General features: G+C 42.6%; 13 protein-coding genes. 3 read left to right on the top strand and 10 right to left on the bottom strand.

Annotated features, from left to right (window positions below; translation table 11 throughout):
- Positions 1 to 181 precede the first annotated feature (181 nt).
- Positions 182 to 682: a prolyl-tRNA synthetase associated domain-containing protein gene (locus tag M3M36_RS00595; RefSeq protein WP_252773950.1), complete on the top strand. Its 501-nt coding sequence runs from the start codon at positions 182 to 184 to the stop codon at positions 680 to 682.
- A 480-nt stretch (positions 683 to 1,162) separates the two neighbouring features.
- On the opposite strand, the gene M3M36_RS00590 is transcribed toward M3M36_RS00595, so the two are convergent.
- The 8 genes from M3M36_RS00590 to epsC all read right to left on the bottom strand — a co-directional run bounded on the left by M3M36_RS00590 (position 1,163) and on the right by epsC (position 10,044).
- Complete coding sequence (locus M3M36_RS00590) at positions 1,163 to 2,755, bottom strand: cation-translocating P-type ATPase (RefSeq protein WP_252773949.1); 1,593 nt, start codon at positions 2,753 to 2,755, stop codon at positions 1,163 to 1,165.
- A 523-nt stretch (positions 2,756 to 3,278) separates the two neighbouring features.
- A complete protein-coding gene (locus M3M36_RS00585; protein ID WP_252773948.1) occupies positions 3,279 to 3,728 on the bottom strand; it encodes a GNAT family N-acetyltransferase in 450 nt (149 codons plus the stop codon).
- Between the two features lie 6 nt (positions 3,729 to 3,734).
- Entirely contained in the window at positions 3,735 to 4,742 is a 1,008-nt protein-coding gene (rfbB, locus tag M3M36_RS00580; RefSeq protein WP_252773947.1) for a dTDP-glucose 4,6-dehydratase, read from the bottom strand.
- 89 nt (positions 4,743 to 4,831) lie between these two features.
- Positions 4,832 to 6,361 (bottom strand): ClC family H(+)/Cl(-) exchange transporter, encoded by a 1,530-nt coding sequence (locus tag M3M36_RS00575; protein WP_338029134.1) that lies wholly within the window; start codon positions 6,359 to 6,361, stop codon positions 4,832 to 4,834.
- A gap of 103 nt (positions 6,362 to 6,464) precedes the next feature.
- Positions 6,465 to 7,706, bottom strand: coding sequence for a glutamate-5-semialdehyde dehydrogenase (locus M3M36_RS00570; RefSeq protein WP_252773945.1), 1,242 nt, complete (start codon positions 7,704 to 7,706; stop codon positions 6,465 to 6,467).
- Between the two features lie 3 nt (positions 7,707 to 7,709).
- On the bottom strand, positions 7,710 to 8,495 hold the full coding sequence (gene proB, locus M3M36_RS00565; RefSeq protein WP_252773944.1) for a glutamate 5-kinase: 786 nt from the start codon (positions 8,493 to 8,495) through the stop codon (positions 7,710 to 7,712).
- Positions 8,496 to 8,716: 221 nt separating this feature from the next.
- On the bottom strand, positions 8,717 to 9,400 hold the full coding sequence (locus M3M36_RS00560) for a zinc ribbon domain-containing protein (RefSeq protein WP_252773943.1): 684 nt from the start codon (positions 9,398 to 9,400) through the stop codon (positions 8,717 to 8,719).
- A 140-nt stretch (positions 9,401 to 9,540) separates the two neighbouring features.
- A complete protein-coding gene (epsC, locus tag M3M36_RS00555; RefSeq protein ID WP_252773942.1) occupies positions 9,541 to 10,044 on the bottom strand; it encodes a serine O-acetyltransferase EpsC in 504 nt (167 codons plus the stop codon).
- Positions 10,045 to 10,261: 217 nt separating this feature from the next.
- On the opposite strand from epsC, the gene M3M36_RS00550 reads away from it, so the two are divergent.
- Positions 10,262 to 11,464, top strand: coding sequence for an ammonium transporter (locus M3M36_RS00550; RefSeq protein ID WP_252773941.1), 1,203 nt, complete (start codon positions 10,262 to 10,264; stop codon positions 11,462 to 11,464).
- Between the two features lie 66 nt (positions 11,465 to 11,530).
- On the opposite strand, the gene M3M36_RS00545 is transcribed toward M3M36_RS00550, so the two are convergent.
- Positions 11,531 to 12,211 carry a type 1 glutamine amidotransferase gene (locus M3M36_RS00545; protein ID WP_252774397.1) on the bottom strand — a complete coding sequence of 227 codons (681 nt, stop codon included), beginning with the start codon at positions 12,209 to 12,211 and terminating at the stop codon, positions 11,531 to 11,533.
- A gap of 112 nt (positions 12,212 to 12,323) precedes the next feature.
- A complete protein-coding gene (locus M3M36_RS00540; RefSeq protein WP_252773940.1) occupies positions 12,324 to 13,325 on the bottom strand; it encodes a YeiH family protein in 1,002 nt (333 codons plus the stop codon).
- Positions 13,326 to 13,576: 251 nt separating this feature from the next.
- Here M3M36_RS00540 and M3M36_RS00535 point away from each other — a divergent pair, with 251 nt between their 5' ends.
- Positions 13,577 to 14,269 carry a YjjG family noncanonical pyrimidine nucleotidase gene (locus tag M3M36_RS00535; protein WP_252773939.1) on the top strand — a complete coding sequence of 231 codons (693 nt, stop codon included), beginning with the start codon at positions 13,577 to 13,579 and terminating at the stop codon, positions 14,267 to 14,269.
- Positions 14,270 to 14,276: the final 7 nt, after the last annotated feature.

The following is a 14,276-nucleotide window of genomic DNA, read 5'->3' as shown; positions in this document are numbered from 1 at the left end:
TTAATTCCTTTCCTTATTCCCTCATATAATAATTGTAACTTATTTTTGCGAGCATAGCGAGTGAAAATGAAACATTTTTGTATTTTAAGTAAAATAAAAATAAGTAGCTCAACGATTGCAATCATTAAGTAACTCTTGCTAATGATATAATGTGACCTATATTAAAAGCTGAGGTAAAAGTATGGATAAAAATGAAGTTTTTCAGTATTTGCAGCAAAAAAAAATTTGGCACGACATTACAGAACACCAAGCATTATTTAGTATGGATAGTATTGTTGATGTTGACTTACCTTACCCAGATGCCGATGCCAAAAACCTTTTTGTCCGTGACGATAAAAAACGAAATTATTTTCTGATTACTGTTAAAGGTGATAAAAGAGTTGATTTAAAGGCTTTTCGCAAGGAAAATCAGACCCGACCACTATCATTTGCCTCAGAAGAAGACTTGCTAAGGTTAATGGACTTAATTCCTGGTTCTGTCTCTCCTTTCGGTCTCTTAAATAATGATGGCCGCCAAGTCAACTTCTTTCTTGATGAGGACTTTCTAAAAGATCCTGGACTAATTGGGATTCACCCAAATGAAAACACAGCAACGGTTTGGCTGAAAACCCTTGATCTTCTCGAGATAATTCAAGAACATGGTAATGAAGTGGCGACCGTTCCTATGCCCGAACGAGACTGACTAAAAGGCATTTAGAAAGCTACTACGTTATTTTTAAGTGTTGTCGCTTTTTTCGACCATTTAATTCTGTTTAAAAATACTTTGCTGATATTGCTCCTGGGAAACTGGTCCAGTTAGCACTTGCTGGAAGTCTTGACTCATCTCACTGCCAACAATGGCTGTCATAGCAAGTAAGGATAGAAAAAAGACCCGTTGCTGAAGCAACGGGTCTTTTTTGTATTTATATTTTACGACAAGAATCGCAGTTTAATTTTTTGCACTCCCCTCGCAATGAACCTTAGTCCTATATAAATCGAGACAAAGATAACAAAGTTCAAAAGAAGATTATCCTTAATAGCGGGATAAGTATTTTCAACCATGTCAATACCAATAAAACTGCCTAAAATAATGAAAATGCTGCTAATTGAAAAGCCTCTATTTTGGTGTTCGGGTCGCGACGTTACTGGCATACAAATTACCTTTCGAGTTAGTTATTTGTCATTAAACCTGAAAGAGCCTTGGGCTGATTTTCTTCAGGATTTCTAAGACAATCGTCGGTATAACAGTTAAGAGAACGATCAGCAACCAATGACTAGCCGATAAGCCGACCAAACCGAAGAGTCCTTGAACACCCGGAATTATCGAAACTGCAACCGTAATTAGTGTTGCTAAGAGAGCCATATTCACCAATGATGGATTGGCATCATAACGAATTGAAAAAAGAGACTTTTCAGAACGGATATTGAAAACGTGCATAATCGACGTTAATGACAAGACGACGAAGGCCATTGTCTGGCCCACCTCTTCTGAAGTGGCAAGGCCACCCATGGCCACATTTTGACCAAACCAGATGGCGCCTAAGGTCACCAAGGCAAAAAGCGAGGCATTGAGGGCAATTTGTCGTCCAAGTCCCTGACTAAATAATGACGAATTTTTGGGCATTGGCGCCTTGTCCATCACATCCGTTAACATTGGTTCACGACTCAGAGCAAAGCCTGGCAAACCATCAGCTATGGCGGACAACTGATTTTGATTTGCTTGCCAGACCTGACGAACCGTCATCTTATTTTGTGTTAACGTTCCAGTCTTATCCGAAGCAATGACATTCGTTGTTCCCAGTGTTTCAACCGCTGGTAACCGTCGGATAATCGCGTGCTTCTTGGCAATTCGTTGAACGCCGAGAGCCAGAGTCATTGTCACAATCACTGGTAACGTTTCTGGCACGATGGCCACTGCTAAGGAGATGGCCGTTAAGAAGATGTGTTTCAAATCCATTCCTTGAGCAATTCCTAGCGTTAAAACAACGGCAGCGGAAATAATGGCCAAATAAGAAATATTACGACCTAATTGGGCCAAACGACGTTGCAATGGTGTCAAAGGCGTGCTGTTTTCATTGTTCAATAGGCTAGCAATCTTACCCATTTCAGTTGCCATTCCCACAGCAGTGACGATGGCCAGGCCGTGACCGTTGACAACGGTAGTACCACGGTAAACCATCGTTACTCGTTCACCGAGGTCAACGTTACCGTCCCCTTTAAAAGTAGCATCCGCATCTTTTTCTACGGGCAAGCTTTCGCCAGTCAGTGCGGACTCTTCCGTTTGTAATTCAACAGCTTCAATTAAACGCGCATCAGCGGCAATTGACCGCCCATTTTCTAAGAGCAAAAGATCGCCGACAACAACGTCATCCGAGTCAATTAATTCTGGTTGACCGTTGCGAAAAACCTTAACCTGACTCTTATTCAAATCTTTCAAAGCGGCTAAGGAACTTTCAGCCTTGCCTTCTTGAAAAATCGACAATGCTGAGTTGATGACCACAATGCCAATCACCAGCAGACTTTCGAAGTAATTATTACTTCCTTCCAAATAAGTGGCGACAAAGGAAATCCCAGCCGCAATCAACAAAATAATTGTGGCGACATCCTTTAAACTAAGTAAGATTTTCTTAGCTAAAGATGTTTTCTTTTCAGCCACGAAAACATTTTTTCCATGTTCTCGCCGGCTTTTTTCAACCTGCTTTTCAGAAAGTCCTTGGTCCAATTTCGTTCCAAAGGCCTTGAGTGTTGCTTGAACTCCTTTTTGGAATGCTTGCATGAGTATTCCTTTCGATGGTTCATGAGAAGGTATCACACCAGAGGTGGTCTCCTGGCCACGGCACGTCTTCTCTTGCGTGATCGTGTTGGCAGTTGCATACTACTCAAAGTTCGGCGCCAACAATCAAGTGGTGTAAGTCCCCGAATTTTGAAATCGTGTCTCTTCATAGATAAAAAGCGAACATTTTCGGCTAATCGTTGGCGATTAACATGTAGGTTTTTAGCTAATTGGAATACTGGCACAATTAACTGTCAAAATTAATATTCAGATATGTATGAAAGTACGACGCCATTAGAGTGAACAAAAGTATTCTTAAACTAATAAGTATGACTAATAATATTGTAGCATACATATAACGATTTTTGTCGGTTTTAGAAGATAAAGTAATTTTTCTAATAATAAAAGTTGTTAAATCAGTAATTATATACTTTAATTAGAATAATGTTGATTAAAAAAACGCCTATACCAATTTTGTCAGGCGCTTATCTCGCTAAATTTCCGTCTTACGTCGTAGGATTGACCATCAGCGATTCACTCGCACAAATTTCTTCTGCGTTTTAATTTCTTCAAAACCCAGGCGACGATAAAAGGCATGGGCCTCTTGACGATTGGCACCAGAATTAAGCCGGATGGTCCAAATATTTCGACTTTTGCCCGCCTCCTCTAACCACACGACTAAAGCCGTGCCAATCCCCTGTCCCTGCGCTAACCGGTTGACTGCTAGTGCCAAGATATTCAACGCAGGATCAGCATAAATTTCCTGATAAACTTCGGCATGCAGGTAACCCAAAACCTGGTGGTGCGAATCCTCGGCAACTGCCAGCAGATGGTGACGTTGATCTTCAAGTAACTGCACCAACTGATTTTTCGCCTTCTCAATTTGATAATCATAACCCAGTTCGTTTGTGTTCAACCTATGAATGGCGTCCAAATCGAACAACGTTGCCTCCCGAATAAAGAATTTTTCAGTCATTTTTTATTAACGTCCTTCCTTCAGGTACTTAGCTTCGACAATCGAGTGTGCCTGCTGCCACCAATCTTGGTGATTTTGGTACCAAGCAATTGTTTCTTCTAAACCAGCATCAAAATCAGTCACCACCGGGTGCCAGTCAAGAGCTGCCATCGTGTGACTGGCGTCCAAGGCATAACGCTGATCATGACCAGGGCGATCAGCAACATGCACAATATTCGACGGATCTTGGCCGAGCTGGCGCATTATTTTTTGCAAAACCGTTAAATTACTCAGTTGACAATTCGCCGAAAAAAGATAGGTTTGGCCACTTTCCCCCTTTTCCAGCACAGCTAACAATCCCCGAACGTGGTCGGTTACGTGTAACCAATCGCGCACCTGCTTTCCCGAACCAAATACCTGAGGGTTTGCACCACTGATAATGGTGGCAATCGTCCGCGGAATTAGCTTTTCAACATATTGATAAGGTCCATAGTTATTCGACGAGTTTGAAATCGTGGCCTGAATACCAAAAGAGCGGACCCAAGCCCGAACCAGATGATCAGAACTGGCCTTGGTTGCCGAATATGGTGACGAAGGTTGATAGCGCGATTCTTCTTGAAACCTCGCTGTTGAATCAATTGATAAGTCACCAAAAACCTCATCCGTCGAAACATGGTGGTAAAAAACATGGTATTTGCGAACTGCTTCCAGCAACGTATAAGTACCAATAATATTCGTATCCAAAAATGGCCTGGGATCGGCTAAAGAATTATCATTATGACTTTCCGCCGCAAAGTTAATCACTGCGTCGACACTCTGAACCAGCTGGCAAACCAAGGAAGCGTCACAAACATCTCCGACCACCACATTTAATCGCTTGGTTGACAAATCAGCCAAATTTTCTAGATTTCCGGAGTAAGTTAACTTATCTAAAACGGTGATTTCAACTCCCTGATAATGTTCCAGCAGATAACGAACGAAGTTCGTGCCAATAAAACCAGCCCCTCCCGTTACAAGTATTTTCTGATAGCGCATGCCCTCTCTCCTTTGACTAATTTTAAAAAATATTATAGCAAAAGGGATCAACCAGCAAATACTGAATTGGTCCCTTTTTTTCAAGATTCTTACATTTTTAATAGAAGCGCTGCCCGAATCCTTTCAGATTCAGCTCGTGCTGTTCGAACGTAGATAATATCTCCCGGACGTAAAATTAGGTCCCCAGCAGGCAGTAAGCTTTGGTTGCTCCGCTTCACCATTGTAATTAAGCTGTGACTGAGCTGGTCAACATTGCGAATTTCGTGATCCTCTAAAACTGTCCCGGCCAAAACGGGCACTTCCAAGGTGATCAGTTGCTGGCTGCCATTGCCTTCCTGATTTTGCAAAAGACGGTTCAACAAGGATTCATAGATTGGCGCACCATTGCACAAATCAACCACTAGGTAAGCCACTAAACTGACAAAGGCCAATGGCAAAACGTGGGTCACAGAACCGACCATTTCAATAATCAGGATAATGGCCGTAAAGGGTGCTTTCCCGATGGCTGCAAAATAAGCAGCCATACCAATCACCACGAAATCAATGAGGTAAGACGCAGAGACCCAACCAAACATGACAAAGACCTGGCCAATTATAGCACCATTTAGGGCACCAAGTGTCAAAATTGGCAAAAAGATTCCTCCGGGAAGGCCCGAGCCGTAACTGATCATCGAAAAGATAAAGCGAACCAGTACCATGGCCAATAAAATTTTGATGCCTGGAACATGGTTGCCAAGCGCCAAGACCAAATTATTTCCCCCGCCCAGGCCGTTCGACCAAAAAATCCCCAAAGGAATGACTAATATCAGCGGAATCATTCCGTTCAGATATTTTGGTAGGTGTGTCCATTGGTAGATTTTCTGGCTGGCCAAAAGCGTTTTTTGGTATAAAAAGCCAAGCAAACCAAGCATGAGTCCCAAAATCAATAGCAGGCCATAGAGCCGTACCGGAATAATTGGCAATTGTCCAACCGCCAAAACTGGTGTCTGGCCGAACACAATCGTGGAAATTGCATCGGCCATTACGGCACCAGCTAGCGCACCCAGCCAGATTACTGGTGAGAAACTATGGTAAATTTCTTCCAAAACAAACATCACGCCGGCTAACGGTGCATTAAAGGCAGCAGCCAAACCAGATGCTGCACCAGCCGCAATCAGTGACTTTTTTTGACTATGGTCAGCCTTGATGGTTTCGGCAACACCTTGTCCGACGGCAGCCCCAAGTTGAATCGATGGTCCTTCACGTCCCAACATCAAGCCCGAACCAATGGCTAAAATACCCGCAACAAATTTTCGCCATAGAATCGAGAAATAATTTAAATGCAATTGATCCATTAACTGCCCTTCAACCTGAGGAATCCCAGAACCGGCGATGTTGGGCTCTTTTTTAACTAGCACTGCGACAATTAGCCCAATTGCTAAATTAATAAAAATAGCGACGACAAGGACTGACCAGTGGTTGTTTCGAATATATGTATACATATCACGCCACCATGAAAGTGAATGTTCAATGCTCATTCGAAAGATGGATACTACGATTCCGGTCAAAAAACCAACCAGAGTCCCATTAATAATGACCATCAATCGATTTGTATTAAAATGAAAGGTGTTTTTTTGCATATTTTTAGTTTACACCTTTTTATTCTAAAACCGTAATAAAAAATAGTTCAAAAGTAATTAAACTTTTGAACTATTTAACAAGAAATTATTTGAGTATCAGCTTTTAATGACGTGTTTGACCATCACCAAAAACTTCATACTTAATCGTCGTTAATGCTTTCAAGCCCATTGGCCCACGAGCGTGTAACTTTTGCGTTGAAATACCGATTTCGGCACCAAAACCGAATTCAAAGCCATCCGTAAAGCGACTCGAAACGTTTTGATAGACCACCGCAGCATCAACTTGGTTCATAAAATCAGCAACATGCTGCGGATTTTGCCCGAGAATTGTTTCAGAATGGTGAGTCGTATGCGCGTTAATCCAATCGATGGCGTCATCGATAACGGGCACAATCTTAATTGCCATAATTAAGTCATTGTATTCTGTATCCCAATCAGCCGCTGTTGCTAATGAAAGACGATCATCAATTGCCACAGCCCGATCATCGCCACGTAGTTCAACCCCGGCTTCAATTAAAGATGAAGTCACCTTCGGTAAAAATTCAGCGGCAATTTTTTCATGAATTAGTAGTTTTTCGGCTGAATTGCAGACAGCAGGCTTTTGCGTCTTCGCATTGACAATCACCTTGATTGCCTGATCCTGGTCGGCATCTTCATCCACAAAGATGTGCGTATTACCTGCCCCAGTTTCAATAACTGGTACAGTAGCATTCGTCACCACAAAGTCAATAAAGCTGCCAGAACCACGCGGAATTAAAACATCTACATATTGACGAAGATGGAGCAAGTCGTTAACAGAATCATGGGTTGTATCAGTGATTAATTGAATGATATTGGGGTTTAACTGGTGGTCTGTCAGCACGGAACGTAGCACCTGGGCCAAGGCGATATTCGAATGGATTGCTTCTTTACCGCCACGTAAGATCACAGCGTTTCCTGATTTAAACGTTAAAGCAGCTGCATCAACCGTCACATTCGGGCGGGCTTCGTAGACCATTGCCACAACTCCAAGTGGAACGGGCTTCTTGATAATCTGGAACCCGGATGGATGTTTCCAGTTTTCGTTAGGGCCGGCCAAGGGATCCGCCAGGTTTGCCACGGCAGCCAAAGAAGTAGCAATGTCCTCAATCGTTGCATCATCAAGTGTTAGGCGATTACGCATTGGGCCAGAAAGCGTTGCTGCATGATCTAGATCCGCTTGGTTCGCTGCCATGATAGCTAATTTTTGCTCTCGCAGGGCTTCAGCCATCGACAATAGAATTTGGTTTCGATCTTCTATTGATAATTGTGCAACAACTTGTGCTGCTGCTTGCGCCTGTTGACCAATTTTTTCAACTGTTATCATCGTCTATTCCTCAAAAAGTGTCCCAATTTCGTCTCCTGCAATCACAGCAAGGATGTTAGCCGGGTCATTGCCGTTCACCAAGGCCATTTTTTGGCCATTTTTGATCGTTAAATCAGCTGCTGCTAACTTAGTACTCATACCACCAGTGCCCAAACCGGAAGTTGAGCCCGTTGCACTAAGCCAAAGTGTTTCCGTAATCGCCTCAACTCGATGAATGGGTTTAGCATTCAAATCAATATTCGGATTAGCTGTATAAAGTGCATCGACATCACTCAAAATGATTAAACCATCCGCCTGAATTTGTTTTGCAACTAATGCAGCCAAACGGTCGTTATCACCAAATGAGTGTTGGTGATCCAACTCATCAACGGCAATGACATCGTTTTCGTTAATGATTGGAATGACCCCCTGGTCAAAAAGAGTTTCAATAGCATTGGTGGTATTTTCCAGCATCGCTGGATTGTCAAAGACGTCATAAGTCAAAAGAACCTGTCCAACTTGTTGCTGATAGAAGGCAAAGCTTTGGTGGTATAAAGACATTAAATAACCCTGTCCAATGGCCGCGAGTGCTTGTTGCTGTGGGATTTCCTTTGGCCGCTGGTGCAAATTCATCTGGTTTAAAGCGACGCCAATGGCACCAGAGGTCACCAATAGCACCTGGTGACCATCTTTTTGTAGGGTCGAGAGTGTTTGGGCTAAACGATTCACAACCGGATATTTGATTTGCCCATCCAGGTCCACAATGGTACTTGTTCCAACTTTTACAACGATTTTCTGCCAGTCTGCCATGCACTTTTTCCTTCATTAAGTTTATTCTATTATAGCAAGAAATAATGATGATAACGCAATAAAAAGAAGCTAAGATCAGTAAGCATTTTAGTTTAAAATGAAGAAAACATTTTAAAACACCACCTGAATATTAGGCTTAACTTACCCAAGTAATTGAATCTAAAATAAAAAACAGCAAAATAATTTGCTGTTTTAACCAATACCGAGTTACGAATGGAAAGTCAGCCCCGTGGTGCACCACATGAAGGGCAGAACTTAGCTTGACCATCAATCTTAGCGCCACATTGGCTACAGAAAGTGGTTCTTTGTTTCTGGGCATCTTCTTGAGCTTCGGTCGAATGGTTATTCTGATCGCGAATGGCATCAATCATTGCTTGCGAGTTCATGTTAGCGTTAGCCATCACTCGATTGTTATCATGAGCATCTTGACCATAGATCAAAGCCTCTTGGATTTTTTGATTGATGTCGATAACCTTTTGCTTATCGAACAGCGTGACACCAACAAAATAGTTAGAACCATTTCCATTGATCACCAATTCCGTCACGATTCCGTTTAAGAAGAAGATAACACCAAACACTGCTAAAACAATTCCCAAAACAGCATTGCTACCAAGGCTTTCAACACCAAAAAAGGCAATCAACGCTCCAACAATAAAGTTGAAGAGCTTGTAACTAGTGTGTTGGCTTGATCCCTGGACGTTGTCCAAACGGAAAACCTGCTTGTCTTCTCCAGCTGGGATAATATGTGCAATCGTGTTCTGGCGTTGAACCTTAATTACCCGGTTGTCAACTTCTACATAACCCTTTACCCAAAAAAACAGGATCGAAGCCATGTAATCAATCTTTGTTACACCATCTTGTGTAATACCTTCTTTACGTGCCCGATCTTCATCAGTCATTGCCATCTCAAATATTCCTCCAATATAAATACTTACTTTCTCAATATTTTTATTGTACAAATAATAATGTCGGAATACAAGATTTTTATTAGAATAAGTATAATTCTTAATAAAAAGATTAATTCTATCTCGACGGCAAATTTTAATTAACTAACAACACGGGCAGGGATCCCCACAACGGTTTGACCAGCAAGAATATCTTGCAAAACGACGGCATTGGCTCCGATTTTACTATCCTGGCCAATATGAATGTTGCCAATTACCTTTGCACCTGCACCGATTAAGACTCGGTCGCCAATAGTCGGATGACGTCGTACACCATCCTTAACAGCACAACGAGCCCCTAGTGTAACACCCTGATAAATTGTTACATCATCTCCAATTACAGTTTCCTCACCAATCACAACATTGACCCCATGGTCAATGACCAAATTTTTGCCAATTGTTGCGCCGGGATGGATATCAATCCCGGTTTTTCTCTTACTATGTGTTGCCAGCAGCTGAGCCAAGAATGGATGGCCATGCGTCCAGAGATAGTGGCTTTTGCGATAAACCCTGACAGCCTTATAACCAGTATGGAAAAGTAAAACCTGATAACGGTATTGTAAAGCAGGATCACGTCGAATAAAATCATCAGCAGTGTCAAACATGAATTCTCCTTATTGATAAATCCCTAGCGTATTCGGTCGCCAGGTCAGCAACTTATCGCGTTTCCCGAATATTTACTGATGAATATACTCCCCTTTGCCTAACAAGACATATAATCTTTGTCAGGAAAGCTACCAAATTTAAATTGGTACAGTTACAACAAGCGGTATGATAAAACCTGTAATCAATAGCAGGGAAACAGTTTTTGGAGGAATTTACATGGATAGTGGAAGTATTGCTTGGGTCCTGACATCAGCGGTTTTGGTTTGGATCATGACCCCGGGTTTGGGATTGTTTTACGCAGGATTGGGTGATAAGAAAAACTTGTTGCATACGGTTGGCATCTCAGTATTACTGATTGGTCTAGCAACGGTAGTCTGGGCGTTGTTAGGCTATAGCTTGTCATTCGGTGGTTCTGGCTCGCTGATTGGAAACCTACATTTTTGGGGATTAAACCACGTTTCCCTGTCAGGGTCTACTCGCGGTTTGACCATTCCGGATGGTGCCTTTGCCATCTTCCAAGGAATGTTTCCAATTATCACGGTCACGATCATCACCGGCTCAGTTGTTGGGCGGATGCGTTTGAAGTCAATGTTAGTTTTCCTAACATTATGGTTACTTTTCATTTACGCTCCCCTTGCCCACATGGTTTGGGATAACGGGTTCTTAGCTAAGTTGGGGGCGATCGATTTTGCGGGAGGAACAGTTGTTCACATTTCTTCTGGTGTTACAGGTTTGGTATTAGCCTTGATTCTCGGCCCACGGAACGATCAAAAGCCACACCAAACAAACCCAATTTTCGTCTTAGTTGGTGGTTTCTTACTCTGGGTTGGTTGGTTCGGCTTCAACTCTGGTTCAGCTTTGGCTGCCAACAACCAAGCCATTGTAGCGTTGATTAATTCATGGGTGGCTTCCTCAGCAGCTGTTCTTTCGTGGGGGTTGATTGCCTACCAGATCCAAAAGAGGGTAACACTCGATGGATTGGTCACTGGCGCTTTAGCAGGTCTGGTCGCCATTACGCCAGCAGCTGGTTATGTAAAACCATGGGCAGCGATTGTTATGGGCTTGATTGCCGGGGTCCTTGGCTTTATCAGCATCACAACAATTAAGAACTTCTTCGGTTACGATGATACATTGGATGCCTTTGGTATTCATGGAATTGGCGGTACCGTTGGCGCTCTTCTGACCGGTGTTTTCGCTGATAAAAACTTGCCTGGTAGTGCCGCTGGTTTAATTTCTGGCCACTGGGACTTACTTGGTCATCAGGTCATTGCCGTTTTGGTAACACTTGCTTTGGTCGTTATTGGAACACTCGTTTTGGCCGGTATTACCCGCGTTATCGCTGGGCCATTACGAATGGACGACACCGATGAAAGTACTGGATACGACAAATTAATCCACTTACTTGTAATTAAAGACTAAGTCGATTCAATCATGTAGCGTAAAAGGACTGTCATAAATGACAGTCCTTTTATTTTTGGTCTGAAATTAATTTGTTTGTTTAGCTAAATAGTCCAACAGTCGAAACATCACTTCCTGATTCTCTTCAGGAATACCATGAGCTAAAATAGTTGCGCCAGTTTGGTGCAAAGCGTTTTTAGCATCGTTAGCATACTCGCCGTCATTAGCAACCATTTCACGGATGTTATCCGCCTCCGGTTCAAAGTGGAACTGCAATCCGAAAATGTTCCCAAGGATAAAGCCCTGATTTTTAACCAAAGCAGTGCTGAACAACAACTCGGCCTGGTCAGGAATGGTAAACATCTGTTCATGCCAATGTAGCGCTTCCATCCTCTCTGGTAAGCCCGGAATGCAATCACTAACTCGCTGAACCGGTGCCCAGCCAACTTCCTTATAAGGAGCATCAAGAACTTTACCCCCAAGGACCTTAGCAATTTGCTGAGCACCAAAACATGCTCCAAAAATTGGCTTATGCTGGGCCATTAATTGTGCAATTAGCGCTCGCTCTTCAGCAATCCACGGCAAATGATCGTTGGGACTCATGGGCCCACCCAAAATTACTAAAAAATCCACCTCCTCTGCCCTTGGCAAAACGTCCCGAAAATGAGCTGGATGGTGAACGGTCAGCTGATGACCGTGTTTTTCTGACCAACGGGCAATGCTCCCTGGTCCTTCGTTCGGTGTATGTTGCAAAACATGAATGTGCATCAAAAAAGCCTCCTTTTTCGACGGCAATTTGATACGGGTTTCGCCTGCATATGCCCTTAATGTAGTTAATTGTAACACAAAAAGTCCCGACAGTTTAAGTCAGGACTGATTTTTAAAAGAATAAATGAATTAAGATGACGGCAAGCAGAACTTGAACCGCACCAACTAAGAAACCGAAACTGAGGAACTTGACACCACTTTTTTTGATAACTGACCACTTTAGGTTCAAACCAATTGCAGCTAAGTTGACGACGCCGAAGAAAGTTGACACCGTATGGCTAAATTGATGGATTGGGGCCGGCAAAGCCATGATTGAGTTGACGACCAATAAGATGGCAAAGACGATAATGTACCAAGGTAAAATCGTAATTTTAGCCTTTTCGTCCTCTTCAACCGCCTCTTTCGCATTTTGCCGCTTAGCGATGTAAGCAAACAACACAACGACGAAGACCAGCATAATGACCCGCAATAGCTTAAACAGAGTTGCAAAGGTTACAACGTTTGAATTAATCAAAGAGGCTGTTCCAACTACCTGACCGACAGACTGGACAGTCCCCCCAACTAAGGCCCCACGCAGTAAATCATTATTACCAAATAAGAAGTGTGACAAACTAGGCAACGTCAGCAAAAGCAGCATACCCGTCAAGGAAACGGTGGCGACTGCCGTACGCCGATTGTCATCCTTGGCCTTGATGACCGGGGCAACAGCAGCAATGGCACTGGAGCCACAGACGGCATTTCCGGCACCCATCAACATCGTGCTGTGATCGTCGACCTTAAATAGGTACTTCCCCAACAAAAATACGATACCAATCACCAAGATCATATTAATAATGATAAAAGCGATCCCATTTAGTCCTAACTTGGAAAGCGTTTTAAAGGTCAAAGTCGAGCCCAGCAAAGCAATCCCAATTTCAATCGGGTACTTTTCGGACCACTTAACCCCAGCTCCATATTGGTTACCGGCAAAAATAGTATTTCCCAGCAAAATCCCAATAATCATTGCCAAACTTTCCGCACCCAATTGCGGTAAGTACCTACTCAAAAATTGGGCAAAAAGCGAAACCACGACTGCCAGGACAATCCCAACAACATGCTTCTTCTCGATTCTCATCAGACAACTATTCCTTCTTTCGTTAGCTTTTTAACAAAAAATATTCCTTCCCTATTAAACACCTAACCAGGGGGGCTCCGTCAAGCTTATCAAGATTAAAATTTGATAACAAAGAACGCTTTTTAACCATTTTTAAAATGAATCCAGCCGGCCACCCGCTTTTAAAATAAGACAAAAATTAAAGGGTTGTCTTTTAATGACCGTGTTATCATAATTAAAGGTAATTATAGTATAGAAAGTTGGATTGTAGCATGACCTATGAATACTTGATTTTTGACCTTGATGACACCCTCTTAGACTTTACCGGAGGCGAAGTCGCTGCTATTCGTCAGCTTTTTTCAAATGAATTAGGCTTAACAGGCACTGATTTAGACCATGCACTCAAAACTTACCAAGAGATTAACCACCATCTCTGGCAACAATACGAATTGAAAGAAATTGCTCGACAACAAATTTTTGAAGAACGTTTTAAAAAAACGCTTGCAGCACTAGCAATTGACTATGATGCCGACCAACTTGAACAAGAATACGCCACATTGCGTGACCATAATTATCGGCTGGTTCCCTATGCAACTGAAATTTTGCAACACTTGCAAGAACAATATACGATTATCGCCGGTACAAATGGCCAGGATGCCACACAACGTCTTCGCCTCAAGGAAACCGGCTTAGGAAAATACTTTGACCAAATATTTACTTCTGAAATGATTGGTGCTTCTAAACCTGACTCAGCTTTTTTCGATCGTATTTTCCAGGATAACCCACATATGACCAAAGAAAACACGGTGATGATTGGCGATGGCATAACATCTGACATCATGGGGGGCCAAAATTATCAACTCGACACAATTTGGATTAATCCAAATCACAAGGAGAGCCCGGCGAAAATTAAGCCCACTCAGGTAGTTGCAGATTTACCAACTTTGGAAGCAATCTTGCAATAATACAACT

The sequence above is a fragment of the Fructobacillus americanaquae genome, from assembly GCF_024029775.1.
Lineage (GTDB): Bacteria > Bacillota > Bacilli > Lactobacillales > Lactobacillaceae > Fructobacillus > Fructobacillus americanaquae.
Note: the sequence above shows the minus strand (reverse complement) of the source record. Positions and strands in the feature narration are given on the sequence as shown.